Consider the following 17,256-nt stretch of genomic DNA (forward strand, 5'->3'; position numbering starts at 1 on the left):
GGAGTCGCAACTCAAGTCTCAATGGCCCGCACCGCCGCAGGCCGCTCCAGATTCAACGCCAGCACGCTGATCAACACCACCGCCGAACCCACCAGCACCAACAGCGTCGGTCGCTCACCCAATCCCACCGAGGCAATACCCATCGCGGTCGGCGGAATCAGATACAGCGTCATCGTCGCCCGGCTCAGATCGACATGTTTGAGCACGAACGCCCACGCCAGATAGGCGAGGGCGCTGGGAAACACACCCAGACCGAGCACCGCCCATTGCACCCGCAACGGTGCACGGGCCACGCTGTCGGCCAGCCCCGGCAAGTAGATCAACAGCAACAGCGTGCCGGACCACACCGTGTAGCAAACCAGCGTGAGCCCGTCGTAGCGCCGGGCGTGGTGTTTTTGCAGGGCGAAGTAAACGCTCCACGACACCGCCGCCAGCAGGATCAGCAAACCGTGGGCGTCGATGCTGCCGAGGCCGCGATCGCCACTCACCACAATTACCACGCCGACGAATCCCGTCAGCACGCAACCCCAACGCCAGACGCTGACCCGATCCTTGAACAGAAACCGCGCCAGCAGCGTGCTGAACAGCGGCGTCGATTGCGCCAGCACACTCGACGCGCCGGCGCTGACGCTTTGCTGGCCGATGTTCAGCACGACGTGATGCAGGCTGACGGCAAAAAAGCCCAGGGCCAGTAACAGCGGCAAATCCTGCAGGCGCGGCAGGTGAATACCCTTGAAACCCGCAATCACCGCCATGAACAACGACGCCAGCAGAAACCGCAGCAATGCCAGATGACCGGGCTCGTAGGCTTGCAGGCCGATGTGAATGCCGGTCGGCGAATAGGCCCAGCAGCCGACGACGAAGGCCATGGCCAACAGGATTTTCAAAGGCGAAGTGGAAGGCATGAGCGAGGCACCAAGAGGGTTGATGCGCCGAGTATCCGGGTGGCCAATTATTCGCCACAACTGACTTATACTGCGTCAACCATTCACTATGAGTGACGAGTTATGGAGCTGGCGCAGATCCGCATGTTCAAGACCGTGGCCGAGGTCGGCAGCATCGCCAAAGCGGCTGAAAAGCTGTTTTGCGTGCCGTCGAATATCACGGCGCGGATCAAATCCCTGGAAGCGGAACTGGGGGTGGCGTTGTTTCTGCGCGAAGGGCGCGGGCTGCGGATCAGTCCTGCCGGGCAGACCTTTCTCGCTTATGCAGAGAAGATTCTGGCGCTGACAGCTGAAGCCAAAAGGGCGGTCGATCCTGCCGCCGAGCCTTCGGGGCCGCTGCGCATCGGCGCCATTGAATCTTCGGCAACCGGTCGACTGCCGCGTCTGCTGGCGAAATTTCACAAACGCTTTCCGAACGTGGCACTGGAGCTGACCACCGGCACCTGGGGGCAACTGCTCGACGATACCGCCAGCCATCGTCTGGACGGCGCCATCGTCGCGGTGGATGTCGAGCGCTCCCAGCTCAAACGCACCCCGATGTATCGCGAAGAATTGCTGCTGATCGCATCGACCTCATTCGGGCCGGTGCGCGACCTCGATGATTTGCAGGACAAGACCGTGTTCATGTGGCCGCAGGGCTGTCCGTATCGCGCCGCGCTGGAGCACTGGCTGTTGCGTCAGGGCCTGGCGTTGCCGATTGTCAGCCTGGCTAGTTACGGGGCGATCGTCGGTTGCGTGAGTGCCGGCGCTGGCGTGGCGCTGGTGCCCAAAGGCGTGTTCGAGCAATACGCCAAAGGCGCAGGGTGTGCGGGTTACGAATTCCCGGAACTGACGGCCATCGACAACTTGTTCTACTGGCATGAAAACGCCGGGGTGCACCCGGCGCGTGAGGCGTTTGTGGCGATGTTGCGCGAGGAGTTTGTCTGAGCTGGATCAGGCTCCGGTCACGTCGCGCATCAACAAGCCGAAGCGCAAATCCACGGCATCCGGAATCGGCAGGTACACCGTGTGCCCATCCCCCGGCGCCACGTCGATGGCGTCGCCCTTGAGGCTCTGCAATTCATGCAGATCAAAATGGAAGTTGCCCTTGGGTGTCATCAGTTCCAGATGATCGCCCAGTGCAAAGCGGTTCTTCACTTTCACCTCGGCCAACCGATCCCGGCGTTCGCCGGTCAGTTCACCTACAAACTGCTGACGTTCCGACACCGAGCTGCCGTTCTGGTAGTTCTGATATTCGTCATGCACGTGACGGCGCAGGAAACCTTCGGTGTAGCCGCGCTGGGCAAGGGATTCCAGGTCGGTCATCAGGCTGCGGTCGAATTCGCGGCCGGCGACTGCATCGTCGATGGCGCGGCGATAGACCTGGGTGGTGCGTGCGCAATAGAAGTGCGATTTGGTCCGGCCTTCGATCTTCAGTGAGTGCACGCCCATGCGGGTCAGGCGCTCGACGTGCTGCACGGCGCGCAGATCCTTGGCGTTCATGATGTAGGTGCCGTGCTCGTCTTCGAATGCCGGCATCAGTTCGCCGGGACGATTGGCTTCCTGCAACAGAAACACCTGATCGGTGGGGGCACCGAGGCCGAGAGTCGGTTGCGGTTCGAAGGTCTGCACGATCTCGCCGAGCTGGTTTTCGGTGGCTTCCTGCGCCGAATATTTCCAGCGGCAGGCGTTGGTGCAGGTGCCCTGATTGGCGTCACGCTTGTTCATGTAACCCGAGAGCAGGCAGCGGCCGGAATAGGCCATGCACAGCGCGCCGTGAACGAACACTTCCAGTTCCATGCCCGGTACCTGTTCGCGGATTTCGCCGATTTCTTCCAGCGATAATTCACGGGACAGGATGATCCGGCTCAGACCCTGTTGCTGCCAGAACTCGACACTCGCCCAGTTCACCGTGTTGGCCTGCACCGACAAGTGAATCGGCATCTGCGGAAAGTGCCGGCGCACCAGCATGATCAGGCCGGGGTCGGACATGATCAGAGCGTCCGGCGCCATCTCGATCACTGGCGCCAGATCCTTGAGGAAGGTCTTGAGTTTGGCGTTGTGCGGCGCGATGTTGACCACTACGTAAAAGCGCTTGCCCTGGGCCTGGGCTTCGCGAATCCCGAGGGCGAGGTTGGCGTGGTCGAACTCGTTGTTGCGCACCCGCAGGCTGTAGCGCGGCTGGCCGGCGTAGACCGCATCGGCACCGTAGGCGAAGGCGTAGCGCATGTTTTTCAGGGTGCCGGCGGGGGCGAGCAGTTCCGGGGTGAAGGAGGGCGTCATGGCGGTGTCGGTCGCAAAAGCGCGGGAGGGTAAACGAGGTGCGGCGAGGGTTTATTGATCTGGATCTATGCTCCATGAACAAAGATGGCACTCGCGCGGGCGTGGGCTGACTAAGTTGGGCGGGTGCGCGTGGCGCCTGACTGACATGGACCGGACATGAACCAAAAGAGTCTGCAATTCAAATCCCTCACCGTGCTGCTGTTTCTGGTGACCATCGCCTTCATCTGGATCCTGCTGCCGTTCTACGGCGCGGTGTTCTGGGCGGTGATCCTCGGCATTCTGTTTGCGCCGATGCAGCGCCGGATGCAGCAGAAATTCGGCTGGCAACGCAACCTGACGTCACTGTGCACCCTGAGTGTCTGCCTGGTGATCGCGATCCTGCCGGTGATCGTCATCAGCGTGTTGCTGGTGCAGGAAGGGGCGGTGCTCTACGACAACATCGAAAGCGGCAAGCTCGACATCGGCGCGTATCTGGCGCAGTTCAAGCACAGCCTGCCGCCGTACTTTCAGCATTTGCTAGACCGTTTTGGCGTGGGTGAACTCAATGCCTTGCGCGAGAAAATCGTCAAGGCTGCGATGCAGGGCAGTCAGGTGCTGGCGACCCAGGCGTTCAGTTTCGGCCAGGGCACGTTCGATTTCGTGGTGAGTTTTTTCATCATGTTGTACTTGCTGTTTTTCTTTCTGCGCGATGGCGCCGAACTGGCGCGCAAGGTGCGCACGGCGGTGCCGCTGGAGGAGCATCACAAGCGTCGGCTGCAACTGAAGTTCAACCGGGTGGTGCGCGCCACGGTCAAAGGCAACCTGCTGGTGGCCATTACTCAGGGCGCATTGGGCGGGGCGATTTTCTGGTTTCTCGACATTCCCAGCGCGTTGCTCTGGGCGGTGTTGATGGCGTTTCTATCGCTGTTGCCGGCGGTGGGTGCGGGGATTGTCTGGGCGCCGGTGGCGGTTTATTTCCTGCTCAGCGGGATGATCTGGCAGGGCGTGGTGCTGGGGTTGTTCGGGATATTCGTGATCGGCCTGGTGGACAACGTGCTGCGTCCGGTGCTGGTCGGCAAGGACACCCGCATGCCCGACTATATGATTTTGATTTCGACGCTGGGCGGGATGGCCGTGTTCGGCCTCAATGGTTTCGTGATCGGGCCTTTGATCGCTGCATTGTTCATGTCGAGTTGGGCGCTGTTCATCGAAACCAGGCCGAAGGTGCAGCTGCCTTAAGCCTTGAACGGGCCGTTGATCAGCCGTTGCGACAATGCCTGGGCGGCTGGCAGTGAAGTGAGCGGGCCGCTGACCGGCTCGCCGTCGCGCACCAGATACCAGCAGGCGAGCAGTCCCATTTCTCTGAGCGATGCGGGAACCGCGCTGCCGATAACGGACATGATTTGAACCTGAGCCATGAGAAGTACCTCCATCAATCTATGGAGCTACCTTAAGGACTCGTCCGTTTCAGGGACAATCAACGCTTTCGATAGTGGACATTGATGCCAGTGAGGACTGGCTCAATCCACCACTTGATCGAGCATGTGCACGATCTCGTGCTCATTGAGCAAGCCCTTGCGCACCAGGTTTTCCGCCAGCAGCGACACAAACTTCGCCGTGCGATGGCCTTCCAGGTGCTTGAGCTCGGTCAGTGCGTTGTACACCTTGCTCGAGGTGCATAAACCGACGATGCGGTGCGGATTCTGTGTAGGCATTCAAGTCGTCCTTGTTGTTATCAACCTGTTGTATGCGGACGGATTCAGATTGCGGTTCCGTCATGACAAATAGATGACCGTTTTGTGTTTTGCCCCCGACGGTCGAGTCCATCATGCCGACTTTAACGGTTCAAACTGTCCCCACAGCGACCTTGGCGAGATTTTTTCAGACTTTGTCCGACAGACGGCGCCCTTTATCGAGGGCAATAAAAAGCCCCGCTAAACAGCGGGGCTTTGTGTTTTGGCTACCAGCGCGGGCCGCCGTAGTAGTGCGGACGACCGTAATAGCCGTGCGGAGGGCCGTAATACACCGGGGCCGGTTGCACGTAGACCGGTTGCTGTACGTAAACCGGGGCCGGCTGATAGTAGACCGGTGGTGGCGGTTGTTGCACGTACACCGGTGCCGGTTGAGCGTAAACAGGCTGTTGAACATACACCGGACGATCCTGGTTGATGAGCGCCGAGCCGATGATGGCCGAGCCGACGATCGCACCAAATACCGCCGGGCCCTGCCAGCCACCGCCATGGGCTTCTGCCTGACCTGTGATAGCGCATGCACCGATCAACAAGGCCACGATGGGGAGTTTACGAATCATGATAAATCCTCGGTTCTTCGACCCGGCGTCGAGGCCTGCAACAGGCTCGGGATGGCGCGGGGATACTTCTAAGACAGCAACATTTGGAAAAACAGCACGGCGGCTGGGTAAATTTTGTGTAAGGTCTGTACCGGTTTGCTTACCGGGTTTCATGCAACGGCTGTGATGCCCGGAACAGACCGCCTTATGATCGTTCAGAAGCCGATGGTCTGGCTAATCCCGTCCATCCGAAAGTGCATTAGAAGGAGACTCCCATGCAGATGAACCCCAACAAAGACACCCAACTGTGTATGTCCCTGTCTGGGCGTCCCGGGAATTTCGGTCTGCGTTTTCATAACCATTTGTACGAGCAACTGGGTCTGAATTTCTACTACAAAGCCTTCAGCAGCCAGGATCTGCCGGGGGCCGTCGGTGGGATTCGTGCGCTGGGGATTCGTGGTTGCGGGGTGTCGATGCCGTTCAAGGAGGCCAGCATTGCGCTGGTCGATGAGCTGGATGCGTCGGCGGCAGCGATCCAGTCGATCAACACCATCGTCAACACCAACGGCCATCTCAAGGCCTACAACACCGATTACATTGCCATCGCCCAATTGCTGGAAACCCATGCGGTGCCGAAGGACTCGACCTTCGCCCTGCGCGGCAGCGGCGGCATGGCCAAAGCGGTGGCCAGCGCCTTGCGCGATGGCGGTTACAAGAATGGTTTGATCGTGGCCCGTAACGAGCGCGCCGGCCGTGCATTAGCCGATTCCCTGGGCTATCGCTGGCAGGCGGAACTGGGCGACGAACGCCCGCAGATGTTGATCAACGTCACCCCGGTGGGGATGGACGGCGGCCCGGAAGCGGGTCAGCTTTCTTTTGATGTGGATGTGATCAAATCTGCCGAGACTGTGTTCGATGTGGTGGCGATCCCGTCGGAAACTCCGCTGATCGTGCGTGGCCGCGCCGAAGGTAAAAAAGTGATCACCGGGCTGGAAGTGATCGCGATTCAGGCGCTGGAGCAGTTCGTGCTGTATACCGGCGTGCGGCCGACGGTCGAGCAGTTTGACGCGGCGGTGGCGTTTGCCCGTAGTTGATGGATCCTGAGCATCGGCAAATCCGTCCGGACTTGCCGTTGCCTATACTGTCGGACCAGCAAGCACAGACTTGCCCATCACAAAAACCGAGGTCTGCATGCACCCGCCGATTCTCAACCTGAATGACGTCGAACTCGAACCACTCCCCGAAGGCTTGGCCCCCGAAGGTGAAACCGCCGGGCGTTATCAACAACGGTTCGCCCGGGTCGGCCAGCAATTGGGCTCCCAGAAACTTGGTTATCGCCTGTACGCGCTGCCACCGGGCATGCGTGGCAGCCCGTTTCACAGCCATCGGGTCAATGAGGAAATGTTTTACGTGGTGGCCGGGGAAGGGGAGGTGCGCCTCGGTGCCGAGCGTTTCCCGATCCGCGCCGGCGACGTGATCGCCTGCCCGCCGGGTGGCCCGGAAGCCGCTCATCAGATCATCAACACTAGCTGCGAAGAACTGCGCTATCTGGCGGTCAGCACTCAGCAGCAACCGGAAATCTGCGAGTACCCGGATTCGAACAAATACGCGGTGATGGATAATTTCAGCGTCGATGCCGAAGGCAAGGCCTCGGGCTTCGTGGCGGTGGCGCGGCAGGCGGACGGGGTGGATTACTGGGACGGCGAGTGACGCCGCCCCGATTGCACTTATTCGAGTCGGGCCAGACGCTCTTCCAGCGCTGCAATCCGCGCTTCCAGTTCTTCGATGCGTTCGACTGAAACACCGCTGGCCGCGCCGCGATCACTCGGGTTCTGCCGCGCGGCGATAATCGCCTCGATGTCCGCCGGATCACCCAGTGCGTGGGTGTAACGATCTTCGCGCTGGCCGGCCTGACGTGGAATCAGCACGGCCAGATCCCGAGCGATCAGGCGTTCCAGCTGATGCACCACCTGTTCGGCGTCTTCGAATTCATGCATGCGACCGCTGCGGGTCAGCAGTTCGTTGACGGTCTGCGGGCCGCGCAGGAACATCAGCCCGGTCAGAATCATCTGTGCAGGCACCAGCTCCAGCGCCTTGTCGACCTTGTGCTCCCAGCGGTCGGCGCGACTGCCCATGACCAGTTTGGCGAAACCGCGACCTTCGAGGGCGCGTAGGCTCTGGCCGACCTGGCCCTGGGTCAGGTTCATCACCGGTTCCCGGCTGGTTTTCTGATTGCAGGCCAGCACCAGGGCGTTGAGGGTCAGCGGATAGGTTTCCGGGCTGGTGGCCTGTTTCTCGATCAGCGAACCCAGAATGCGGATTTCCGTGGCGTTGAGCCGTGGTTCGTTGGCGTTGGTATCAAGTTCTGTGGTCATCGCGCGTTCCCTCTGCAGTCGAAGGCGCCTAGCCTAATCCTTGCTGGATAAAAGACAAGCCGCGCGGCGCGCGAGCATGGCTATAATCGCCCCACGATTCACCCAGCCACCACGTGAGACTGCCATGACCATTTCCCTGTACGCTGCATCCGTCCCGGTTTTCCAACAAATGCTCAACGCCCTGAGCGATGTGTTGAAAAAGGCTGAAGCCCACGCCACCGAGAAAAACATCGACCCGAACGCCTTCCTGCAGGCGCGTCTGTACCCGGACATGTTCCCGCTGGTGCGTCAGGTACAGATCGCCGTGGACTTCGCCAAAGGCGTTTCTTCGCGTCTGGCTGAAGTCGAGATTCCGAAATACGACGACACAGAAACCACCTTCGCCGAGCTGCAAGCGCTGATCGCCAAGGTTCTGGCCTTCATCGGCGAGATCAAGCCTGAGCAGATCAATGGCAAGGAAGGCATCGAAATCGTTACCCGTCCGGGCACGCCGAAAGAGAAGCGCTTCTCCGGCCAGGCTTACCTGCTGAGCTACGGTCTGCCGCAGTTCTTCTTCCACGTCACCACCACCTACGCACTGCTGCGTCACAACGGTGTGGAAGTGGGCAAGCGCGATTACATGGGCGCGTTCTAAACCGCCCTGCAACGAAAAAGCCCGCCAAGGTGCAAACCTTGGCGGGCTTTTTATTGCGCTCGGTTTTTACGCCGGACGCTGGGTTTTCTGCTCTTCGCCCAGGCAAGCGGCGGCGGTGAACAGCACGTCGGTGGACGAGTTCAGCGCCGTCTCGGCCGAGTCCTGCAACACGCCAATGATGAAACCGACTGCGACCACTTGCATGGCAATCTCGCTCGGGATGCCGAACAGGCTGCACGCCAGCGGAATCAGCAGCAGCGAACCACCGGCCACACCTGATGCACCGCACGCGCAGATCGCCGCGACGACGCTGAGCAGGATGGCGGTCGGGATGTCGACGGCGATACCCAAGGTGTGCACGGCCGCGAGGGTCAGCACGGTGATGGTGATCGACGCGCCGGCCATGTTGATGGTGGCGCCGAGCGGAATCGATACCGAGTAGGTGTCTTCGTGCAGGCCCAGACGCTTGCTCAATTCCAGGTTGACCGGAATGTTCGCCGCCGAGCTGCGGGTGAAGAACGCGGTGATGCCGCTTTCACGCAGGCATTTCAGCGTCAGCGGGTACGGGTTGCGACGCAGCTTCCAGAACACGATCAGCGGGTTCATCACCAGTGCGACGAACAGCATGCAGCCGAGCAGCACCGCCAGCAGATGCGCGTAGCCAACCAGTGCACCAAAACCCGAAGTGGCCAGGGTCGACGCCACCAGGCCGAAAATCCCCAGTGGCGCGAAGCGGATCACCACGCGCACGATCAGGGTCACGCCGTTGGACAGGTCGCTGACCACTTCCCGGGTGGTGTCGCCCGCATGGCGGATGGCTACGCCCATGCCGATGGCCCAGGCCAGAATGCCGATGAAGTTGGCGTTCATCAGCGCGGTGATCGGGTTTTCCACCACGCTCAGCAGCAGGCTTTGCAGCACTTCACCGATGCCGCCCGGCGCACTCACGGCAATGTTGTCGGTGGACAGCACCAGATGCGACGGGAACATTGTGCTGGCGATTACCGCGACCACAGCAGCGGCGAAAGTGCCCAGCAGATAAAGGAACAGAATCGGCCGGATGTGGGTTTCCTGGCCGTGCTTGTGGTTGGCGATCGACGCCATGACCAGCACGAACACCAGGATCGGCGCCACGGCTTTCAGCGCGGATACGAACACCTTGCCGATGAATGCGGTGCCTTTGGCCGCTTCCGGCGCGAGCAGCGCCAGGGCGATGCCGGCAATCAGGCCGATCAGGATCTGTGTGACCAGGCTGAGGCTTTTAAGGCGTTGCAATAGAGAAGGGGATGAAGCGGTCATAACGGCATCTCTGCTTTTTTATAGGGTGCAAGGTTGCGTGATCCGGGCGATGAATCGGGGGCAGGCCACAGACACGAACCGAAAGGAATGACGCGACAGCCACGCCGTTAAACGGGCGGCTGAACAGGGTGTACGTTTTGCAGGGCGCGGACTTTATCACAGGGGCGTCCGGATCCTTCAGACCTGTGACGATCTGCCACCGGATTGTTCGGCAACTTAGACAGGTTTGTGCAAGTCACTCTGGAAACACTCTGTTAAGATTGCGCATCCTTATTTTCAAGTTCTGCCAGCGGGCCTTCGGGTCAGCGCTGGTGTCGTCGTTTTGCTGGAGTTCCTCATGCTGTTGCCCATCCTTCTGTTGTCTGCCGCCGGGTTCACGGTGCTGACCACGGAGTTCGTCATCGTCGGCCTGTTGCCGGCGATTGCCCGCGATCTGGCCGTCACCATCCCGCAAGCCGGGTTGCTGGTGACTCTATTCGCTTTCACCGTGGCCATGTTCGGCCCATTCTTGACGGCATATTTCGCCCGTTTCGAACGGCGCAAACTGTTCATCACCATCCTGATCATGTTCGGACTGGCCAATACCGTGGCGGCATTCGCACCGAACATCTGGGTCATGGCCATTGCACGGTTGATTCCGGCGCTGGGGCTGCCGGTGTTCTGGGCGCTGGCCAGTGAAACCGCCGTGGATATCGTCGGCCCGGACTTCGCCGGTCGTGCCATCGCCAAGATCGGCTTCGGCATCGTCTGCGCCACGGTATTCGGCATTCCGGTCGGCACGCTGATTTCCGACGCGTTCGGCTGGCGCAGTGCGTTCGGCATTCTGGCGGTGATCGCGTTTGCCAAGGCGTTGCTGCTGTTTGTCTATCTGCCGAAAACCAGCCTGCACCAGCATCAGGTCAGTTTCGCTTCACAGTTCAAGATCCTGCGCAGCCCGCTGATGCTTGGTCATGTGCTGCTGTCGATCCTGGTGTTCAGCGGCATGTTCACCGCTTACACCTATCTGGCGGACATTCTTGAACGCCTGGCCGGCTTCAATGGCACCGTGGTCGGCTGGTGCCTGATGGGCTTTGGCGCGGTCGGTCTGATTGGCAACTCGCTGGGTGGACGCGCGGTGGATCGTCATCCGTTGATGGCGTCGGTGATGTTCTGTGCGTTCATGATCCCCGGGATGGTGGCGCTGGTGCCGAACATCAATTCGTCGCTGGGTCTGGCGGCGGCGATGGGGATCTGGGGCGTGACGCAGGCGGCGCTGTTTCTGGTCAGCCACGTGCGCTTGATGAAAGCGGCTCCTGAAGCGCCGGCCTTTGCGGCGTCGCTGAACATTGCCGGGGCCAACCTCGGGATTGGTCTGGGCGCGATCATTGGCGGTCGGGTAATCGACAGCGCCGGCCTCGGCTTCGTGGGTTTCGCCGCAGCCGGGTTCATTCTGCTGTCGATTTTCCTCGCCATAGTGCTGATGGTGCTCAAGCCGCGCGACGTCTGCGCGCCGGCTTAAAACTCTGTAAACAGCTCGCGTCGGGCACCTTCGGTAATCGCTTTGATGCCGGGGTGCTTGACCTTGCGCTCCACCGAAATCGCGTAGAACGATTCGCTCACCGCATCGGTCTGTCCGATCAATTCGACGCCGTACTGGCGCTTCACTTCCTCGGCAATCACGCTCGGGCCGATGAAGATCCCGCTGCCGGACTGGCCGAACGCCTGCATCAAGGCGCTGTCATCGAACTCCCCGACAATCCTTGGCTGAATCTGCTGCTCGGCGAACCAGCGCTGCAAACGGCTGCGCACTACGGTTTCTGCGCCGGGGATCAACAGCGGCGCACCATGCAGGCTGCGTGGGAAATCCTGACCGTACTGCGCCGCCAGTTCGGCGGTGGCGAAGAAGCTGATCCCGCATTCCCCGAGTTTCTGGCTGTAGCCCTTGATGTCCAGGTGCGAGGGCATCGGGCTGTCGGAGATCACCAGATCCAGGCGCTGGATCGCCAGATCCGCCAGTAACCGCTCGAGTTTGTCTTCGCGACAGGTGATGCGCAGAGGCTCGCTCAGATCCATGGTCGGTGCGATCAGGCGATAGACGATGGATTTGGGCACGACGTCCGCCACGCCAACCCGAAACAGGATCTGCTGTTCATTGGGCTGGGCGCGCAGCATCAGTTCCAGTTCGCCACCGAGCTGAAACATCTGTTCGGCATAGGGCAGGGCCTGGCGCCCGGCTTCGGTGAGCTCCAATTGCCGGCCGACTCGTTGAAACAATTCGATGCCGTAAGTCTGTTCGAGCAGGGAAATCTGTCCGCTGATGGTCTGTGGCGTCAGGTTCAGTTGCTCGCACGCGCGCACGATGCTGCCGGTTTTGGCTACCACCCAGAAGTAATGCAGTTGTCGGTAATTGAGCATGGCGATCCGTCCATGAAATACAGTTCGTATAAATCGAAGTATAGCCGCTGAAAATACGAATTTTCCTGAAGTGTTTGTCTCCCTAGAATGCCCAGCCATCGACGAGTGGTCTGTGACCCTGTCTGTTCATTGGAAGGAAACCTCATGAAATACACGATCCCGGCACTGATGTTTACGTCTTTACTGCTTATGGCGGGTTGCGACCAGGCTGAAAAAAGTGCCCAGCAGTTGTTGGGCAAGGCGGCCGAGAGCGCCAAGCAGGCGATCGACGACACGCACAAAGCCGCTGAACAAGCGCTCAGCGAGGCCACTGGCGGCCTGATCGAGAAAAAAGAAGCTCCGGAAAAAGACGCGGAAAAAACCGAATCTTCCTCCAAGACCATCTAAATCGTCTTACAAGAGTCAGGACTGACCCATGGAATACCTGTTAGAACTCGCTTCCAGCCCGACTGCCTGGATTGCCTTGGCCACACTGGTGGTAATGGAAATCGTGCTGGGCATCGATAACCTGATCTTCATCTCGATCCTGACCAACAAACTGCCCGAGCAGTACCGGCAGAAGGCCCGTCGCCTAGGCATCGGCATGGCGCTGATCATGCGTCTGGCCTTGCTGAGCACCATCGCGTTCATCGTTCAGTTGACCGCGCCGGTCATCGAGATCCTCGGCCAGGCGTTCTCCTGGAAGGACATGATCCTGATCGCCGGTGGCTTGTTCCTGGTGTGGAAAGCGACGACCGAGATCCATCACAGCATGGACCCGGCGCCGGAAGATCCGAAGTCCGCCACGTCGACAGTGACCCTGGGTTTTGCCGCCGCCATCGGGCAGATTCTGATGCTGGACATGGTGTTCTCGATCGACAGCATCATTACCGCGGTCGGCATGACCGAACACTTGCCGATCATGGTGATCGCGGTGGTGGTTTCGGTGCTGGTGATGCTGTTTGCGGCTGATCCGCTGGCCAAGTTCATCAACGACAACCCGACGGTGGTGATGTTGGCCCTGGGCTTCCTGATCATGATCGGCATGACGCTGATCGCCGAAGGCTTCGGCGCCCACGTACCGAAAGGTTATGTGTATGCCGCCATGGCGTTCTCGGCTTCGATTGAAGTGCTGAACATGATGTCGCGCCGCGCCAGGCAGAAGAAACTGACTGCCGAAGTGTAATCGCTGGAAAACCAAAGGCCGCCTGAACTCGCGAGAGTCCAGGCGGCCTTTTTGTTTGAGTCGGTTGCAGGAGGTCAGTGCGCGGTGGCGTGACGGGTGCTGTGTTTCTCGACTTTCTTGATCGGTGCGGGTTGTGCAGGGTGGTGATGGTGGCGCCGGGAAATCCGCAGCACGCCCCACAGCATGGCGGCGGCGACGGCCAGCCAGCCGGCAATCAGCATTACGATGGTCATGGTCAGGCTCATCTGTGCCTCCTCTTTGCCCTGCGTCGGGCGCTCGCTCTTTTGCGCTTGTCTGGATGACAGTCTAGTCGCTGGCGTGTTTCAGGCTATTGACCAAAGGTCGGTGGTGACCAATCACTTCGCTCTATGCAGACGATGCATCTGCCCCTTTGGGCTATACCGCAGCGTTACGCCGTCCTATGATCCTCGACCAAGCCGGAACACGATGACCGGTAACTGATCAAGAGAGTGACGATGGTGCAGCTATTTTCCCGGATTCGCATGGCGTTGCTGGTAGCCGGTTGCGTGACAGCATTGGTGGGTTGTGCGGGCAGTGTGGCACCCGAGGTCCAGCGCCTGCCGGAGCGCGTCGAGCTCAGTGGCACCTTCTATCGTGGCGAAGCCAATCAGAGCGGGCCGCAGGTGCTGGCCAGTCTGCTGTCGCAACAGGGCGTCATGATCACGCCGGGCCTGTTGGAAAAACCGCTGCATTTGCCGGGCGCCGAAGACAAGTTGCAGCAGAATATGCAGAACCTGGCCCGTGAATACGGCATGGTCGTATACCCGGTAGATGCCCGTTTGCCTGCGTTGCTGACCCAGGTCGCGGCGGGTTACCCGGTGATGGTGCGTTTCAGCGAAGGATCGGCGTTCTGGGCCGAGCCGCGTTACGCGATCCTCTCTGGCTACGACCGCAAAAAGCAGAAGGTGCTGCTGCGCGCCGGGATGAACCGCCGCGAACTGATGAGTTTCAGCTCTTTTGAGTCGGCGCTCGAGAAGTCGGGTGGCTGGGCAGTATTGATTCAGAAGCCTTCGCAGATCCCGGCAGCGGTCGATCGCCAGCGTTGGTTGAAAGCGGCTGATGAACTGGCACAGGCCGGTCAGGAGCGCGAGGCGGCACAGGCCCGCAAGGCGCTGGAAGCGAAATGAGGTTCCGTCCGTCTTCTGACGGGCACGATGGCGCGGGGCTAAGCTCTTAAAGGTAACGCCCGATTTTTCGGGTGATGACCCGAATGAGAGGTGCGTATGAGTACCGATTCGAGCTTCGACGACCATAAACCGGACAGTGTGCCGACGACGCCGGAACCGGACGTTGATCCGGTGCTGGACCCGGATAGCCCGCTGCGTGATCCGCTGGCTCGTCCCGCCGTTGTGACGCCGGAGCATCGGCGCGATCCAAGTGCCGGTGATGACCAGATGCCGCTGCCCAACGACTGATCCAGCAGACGAAAAAAAGCCCCGAATGTTCGGGGCTTTTTCTTGTGTCGCGGATTACTTGGAGGCTTCGACGACGCCGCTGTGGCGACCCTTGAGGTTCTTCTCGGCCTTGTATTGCTGAGCCACCGCCGGAACGTTGGTGCTTCTGCCGGTTTCCATCCAGCTGCGGATGCGGCTCGCATCGGCAAAGTGGGTGTACTTGCCGAAGGCGTCGAGAATCACCAGGGCGACCGGACGGTTGCTCATCCTGGTCACAAGCACCAGGCAGTGGCCGGCCGGATTGGTGAAGCCGGTTTTGGTGATCTTGATGTCCCAGTCGGCTTTGTTGACCAAGTGGTCGGTGTTGCGGAAACCCAAGGTGTAGTTGGGTTTGCGGAACGACACGGTTTTTTCCTTGGTGGTGGTGAGCTCGCTGAGGATCGGATGTTTTTGCGCGGCCATCAGCAACTTGCTCAGGTCGCGGGCGGTGGAAACGTTGCGTTCCGACAGGCCGGTCGGCTCGACGAAGTGGGTGCTGGTCATGCCCAGCGCCTTGGCCTTGGCGTTCATCGCCGCGATGAATGCCACATAGCCGCCTGGGTAGTGGTGGGCCAGGCTGGCCGCTGCGCGGTTTTCCGAGGACATCAGGGCAATCAGCAGCATCTCTCGGCGCGGCAATTCGCTGCGCAGTTTGACCCGGGAAAACACGCCTTTCATTTCCGGGGTATGGCTGATGTCGACGTCAATCCATTCGTCCATGTTCTGGTGAGCTTCAACCACGACCAGACCGGTCATCAACTTGCTGACGGAGGCGATCGGCACGATCACGTCCGGATTGCTGGAGTAGATGACTTTGTTGGTCTGCAGATCCATCAGCAGGGCGCTGCCAGAGGCGATTTTCAGTTGCGAGGCGTCTCGGGGGGCAGCGGTGGTTTCGGCGGCGTTGACCGTTGGCGTGAGGAGCGTGCCTGAAAATGCAAAAACCAGGCTCAGGATGGACAGACGAATATTCACGCGGGCGAACTCATGAAGGTTGGAAATGCCGTTATTTGTAACGGACTGTGTCGTAAAACGACGCATTTTAGGAGTATGGCTGAAGAACTGTCGATGGTTGTTTGCGAGGCATGAAAAAGTCGTGAAAAGCCCTGTAAAAATAGGGGTTTCCGGCGAACGGTAAAGGTTTTTTCGAGGACATGAAAAACCCCGCACGAGGCGGGGTTTCGGGAGAGCGGGAAAAGCGACTCAGGCGTGCAGGGTTTCTGCCGCGTACAGCGTGTTTTCCAGCAGGCAGGCACGGGTCATCGGGCCGACACCGCCCGGTACTGGAGTGATCCAGCCGGCGCGGGGCAGGGCGGTTTCGTACACGACGTCACCGACCAGTTTGCCGTCGTCCTGACGGTTGATGCCGACGTCGATCACGATCGCGCCTTCCTTGATCCACTCGCCCTTGACCAGGCCCGGCTTGCCGGCAGCCACCACCACCAGATCGGCGCGGCCGACGTGACCGGCCAGGTCCTTGGTGAAGCGGTGGGTCACGGTCACGGTGCAGCCGGCCAGCAGCAGCTCCATGGCCATCGGGCGACCGACGATGTTGGAAGCGCCGACAACCACGGCGTCCATCCCGTACAGATCGACACCGGTGCTTTCCAGCAAGGTCATGATGCCTTTCGGGGTGCAGGGGCGCAGCAGCGGAATGCGCTGGGCCAGGCGGCCGACGTTATAAGGATGGAAACCATCGACGTCCTTGTCCGGGCGGATGCGTTCCAGCAGTTTGGAGGCGTCCAGGTGCTCAGGCAGCGGAAGTTGAAGCAGAACGCCGTCGATTGCCGGGTCGTCGTTCAGTCGATCGATCAGATCGGTCAGCGCTTCTTGAGTGGTTTCAGAAGGCAGGTCGTAGGCTTGAGAGAGGAAGCCGACCTCTTCACAGTCTTTACGCTTGTGCGAGACATAAACCTGAGAGGCAGGATCGCTGCCGACCAGGATCACCGCGAGGCCGGGAGTGCGCAAGCCTTGCTCGCGACGTTCGGCTACCCGTTGGGCGATCTGCTGGCGCAGGCTGGCGGCGATTGATTTGCCGTCGATTAGTTGTGCAGTCATTGCGCGTGATTAACCATCGAGAGGGGAAAAAAAGAGAACGCATTCTCGCATGTCAGACGGTGAGGGCAAAGGCGCTTGGTCAGCAAATTCCCCTAAGCCCTTTAATTAAATGAATTTTTTTTAAAAAGGATTTGACGACCTGCAGGTCGCTCTATACTATTCGTCGCACTTGTCGGGCACAGCCTAGCACTGGTTAAGAAGGTTGAGCGGAATCAAGGTTCTGCGAGACTGGAAAGCACTTAGTTTGTAGTCCTCCAAGGGTACAGCTAACAAGGCGCCCGTAGCTCAGCTGGATAGAGCATCCGCCTTCTAAGCGGATGGTCGCAGGTTCGAGTCCTGCCGGGTGCGCCATTAGGCAGCTTTGGCACAAGTAACGCGATATGGTGGGCGTAGCTCAGTTGG

21 protein-coding genes and 2 tRNA genes (1 of these 23 only partly in view) are annotated in these 17,256 nt (G+C 59.9%); 12 read left to right on the top strand and 11 right to left on the bottom strand.

What is annotated here, in order from left to right; all coding sequences use genetic code 11:
* Positions 1–11 precede the first annotated feature (11 nt).
* Complete coding sequence (locus tag AC1RR7_RS01120) at positions 12–905, bottom strand: DMT family transporter (protein ID WP_493155794.1); 894 nt, start codon at positions 903–905, stop codon at positions 12–14.
* Positions 906–1,007: 102 nt separating this feature from the next.
* Here AC1RR7_RS01120 and AC1RR7_RS01125 point away from each other — a divergent pair, with 102 nt between their 5' ends.
* Entirely contained in the window at positions 1,008–1,871 is an 864-nt protein-coding gene (locus AC1RR7_RS01125; protein ID WP_493155796.1) for a LysR family transcriptional regulator, read from the top strand.
* A gap of 6 nt (positions 1,872–1,877) precedes the next feature.
* Here AC1RR7_RS01125 and trhP read toward each other — a convergent pair whose 3' ends face one another.
* Complete coding sequence (gene trhP / locus AC1RR7_RS01130) at positions 1,878–3,206, bottom strand: prephenate-dependent tRNA uridine(34) hydroxylase TrhP (RefSeq protein WP_493155798.1); 1,329 nt, start codon at positions 3,204–3,206, stop codon at positions 1,878–1,880.
* A gap of 156 nt (positions 3,207–3,362) precedes the next feature.
* Here trhP and AC1RR7_RS01135 point away from each other — a divergent pair, with 156 nt between their 5' ends.
* On the top strand, positions 3,363–4,424 hold the full coding sequence (locus AC1RR7_RS01135) for an AI-2E family transporter (RefSeq protein WP_273535513.1): 1,062 nt from the start codon (positions 3,363–3,365) through the stop codon (positions 4,422–4,424).
* Here the strand turns inward: AC1RR7_RS01135 and AC1RR7_RS01140 are convergent.
* From AC1RR7_RS01140 to AC1RR7_RS01150, 3 genes are all read right to left on the bottom strand, one after another.
* A complete protein-coding gene (locus AC1RR7_RS01140) occupies positions 4,421–4,603 on the bottom strand; it encodes a hypothetical protein (protein WP_096822349.1) in 183 nt (60 codons plus the stop codon). The two genes, AC1RR7_RS01135 and AC1RR7_RS01140, sit on opposite strands and share 4 nt — an antisense overlap.
* 102 nt (positions 4,604–4,705) lie before the next feature.
* Positions 4,706–4,900, bottom strand: a complete 195-nt coding sequence (locus AC1RR7_RS01145; RefSeq protein ID WP_085712486.1) for a hypothetical protein — start codon at positions 4,898–4,900, stop codon at positions 4,706–4,708.
* Positions 4,901–5,145: 245 nt separating this feature from the next.
* Positions 5,146–5,496, bottom strand: coding sequence for a hypothetical protein (locus AC1RR7_RS01150; protein WP_096822348.1), 351 nt, complete (start codon positions 5,494–5,496; stop codon positions 5,146–5,148).
* Between the two features lie 254 nt (positions 5,497–5,750).
* Between AC1RR7_RS01150 and AC1RR7_RS01155 the strand changes: the two genes are divergently transcribed.
* Together AC1RR7_RS01155 and AC1RR7_RS01160 are read left to right on the top strand one after the other, a co-directional pair.
* On the top strand, positions 5,751–6,569 hold the full coding sequence (locus AC1RR7_RS01155; RefSeq protein WP_102621711.1) for a shikimate 5-dehydrogenase: 819 nt from the start codon (positions 5,751–5,753) through the stop codon (positions 6,567–6,569).
* 97 nt (positions 6,570–6,666) lie between these two features.
* A complete protein-coding gene (locus AC1RR7_RS01160) occupies positions 6,667–7,185 on the top strand; it encodes a cupin domain-containing protein (RefSeq protein WP_102621712.1) in 519 nt (172 codons plus the stop codon).
* Positions 7,186–7,202: 17 nt separating this feature from the next.
* Here AC1RR7_RS01160 and AC1RR7_RS01165 read toward each other — a convergent pair whose 3' ends face one another.
* The gene (locus tag AC1RR7_RS01165; protein WP_102621713.1) at positions 7,203–7,850 is read right to left on the bottom strand and encodes a YceH family protein; all 648 of its coding nucleotides are present in this window, start codon (positions 7,848–7,850) and stop codon (positions 7,203–7,205) included.
* 124 nt (positions 7,851–7,974) lie between these two features.
* On the opposite strand from AC1RR7_RS01165, the gene AC1RR7_RS01170 reads away from it, so the two are divergent.
* Entirely contained in the window at positions 7,975–8,484 is a 510-nt protein-coding gene (locus AC1RR7_RS01170; RefSeq protein ID WP_102621714.1) for a DUF1993 domain-containing protein, read from the top strand.
* Positions 8,485–8,550: 66 nt separating this feature from the next.
* On the opposite strand, the gene sstT is transcribed toward AC1RR7_RS01170, so the two are convergent.
* Positions 8,551–9,783 carry a serine/threonine transporter SstT gene (gene sstT / locus AC1RR7_RS01175; RefSeq protein WP_192558456.1) on the bottom strand — a complete coding sequence of 411 codons (1,233 nt, stop codon included), beginning with the start codon at positions 9,781–9,783 and terminating at the stop codon, positions 8,551–8,553.
* A 337-nt stretch (positions 9,784–10,120) separates the two neighbouring features.
* Between sstT and AC1RR7_RS01180 the strand changes: the two genes are divergently transcribed.
* Entirely contained in the window at positions 10,121–11,281 is a 1,161-nt protein-coding gene (locus AC1RR7_RS01180; RefSeq protein ID WP_273535506.1) for an MFS transporter, read from the top strand.
* Here the strand turns inward: AC1RR7_RS01180 and nhaR are convergent.
* Entirely contained in the window at positions 11,278–12,177 is a 900-nt protein-coding gene (gene nhaR / locus AC1RR7_RS01185) for a transcriptional activator NhaR (RefSeq protein ID WP_273535504.1), read from the bottom strand. The two genes, AC1RR7_RS01180 and nhaR, sit on opposite strands and share 4 nt — an antisense overlap.
* 144 nt (positions 12,178–12,321) lie before the next feature.
* Here nhaR and AC1RR7_RS01190 point away from each other — a divergent pair, with 144 nt between their 5' ends.
* Both AC1RR7_RS01190 and AC1RR7_RS01195 read left to right on the top strand, forming a co-directional pair.
* A complete protein-coding gene (locus AC1RR7_RS01190; RefSeq protein ID WP_493155802.1) occupies positions 12,322–12,564 on the top strand; it encodes a hypothetical protein in 243 nt (80 codons plus the stop codon).
* A gap of 28 nt (positions 12,565–12,592) precedes the next feature.
* Complete coding sequence (locus tag AC1RR7_RS01195; protein ID WP_273535501.1) at positions 12,593–13,342, top strand: TerC family protein; 750 nt, start codon at positions 12,593–12,595, stop codon at positions 13,340–13,342.
* Between the two features lie 74 nt (positions 13,343–13,416).
* Here AC1RR7_RS01195 and AC1RR7_RS01200 read toward each other — a convergent pair whose 3' ends face one another.
* A complete protein-coding gene (locus AC1RR7_RS01200; protein ID WP_176504897.1) occupies positions 13,417–13,587 on the bottom strand; it encodes a hypothetical protein in 171 nt (56 codons plus the stop codon).
* 231 nt (positions 13,588–13,818) lie between these two features.
* On the opposite strand from AC1RR7_RS01200, the gene AC1RR7_RS01205 reads away from it, so the two are divergent.
* Together AC1RR7_RS01205 and AC1RR7_RS01210 are read left to right on the top strand one after the other, a co-directional pair.
* Positions 13,819–14,490: a peptidase C39 family protein gene (locus tag AC1RR7_RS01205; RefSeq protein WP_273535497.1), complete on the top strand. Its 672-nt coding sequence runs from the start codon at positions 13,819–13,821 to the stop codon at positions 14,488–14,490.
* Positions 14,491–14,586: 96 nt separating this feature from the next.
* Complete coding sequence (locus AC1RR7_RS01210; RefSeq protein WP_273535496.1) at positions 14,587–14,778, top strand: hypothetical protein; 192 nt, start codon at positions 14,587–14,589, stop codon at positions 14,776–14,778.
* A gap of 54 nt (positions 14,779–14,832) precedes the next feature.
* On the opposite strand, the gene pbpG is transcribed toward AC1RR7_RS01210, so the two are convergent.
* Positions 14,833–15,771 carry a D-alanyl-D-alanine endopeptidase gene (pbpG, locus tag AC1RR7_RS01215; protein WP_096822336.1) on the bottom strand — a complete coding sequence of 313 codons (939 nt, stop codon included), beginning with the start codon at positions 15,769–15,771 and terminating at the stop codon, positions 14,833–14,835.
* 228 nt (positions 15,772–15,999) lie between these two features.
* Positions 16,000–16,854, bottom strand: a complete 855-nt coding sequence (gene folD, locus AC1RR7_RS01220) for a bifunctional methylenetetrahydrofolate dehydrogenase/methenyltetrahydrofolate cyclohydrolase FolD (protein ID WP_085712473.1) — start codon at positions 16,852–16,854, stop codon at positions 16,000–16,002.
* 274 nt (positions 16,855–17,128) lie between these two features.
* Between folD and AC1RR7_RS01225 the strand changes: the two genes are divergently transcribed.
* A tRNA-Arg gene (locus AC1RR7_RS01225) sits at positions 17,129–17,205 on the top strand.
* Positions 17,206–17,237: 32 nt separating this feature from the next.
* A tRNA-His gene (locus tag AC1RR7_RS01230) sits at positions 17,238–17,256 on the top strand; it runs 157 nt beyond the window's last position.

It is taken from the genome of Pseudomonas sp. GW821-FHT11G12, from assembly GCF_058808055.1.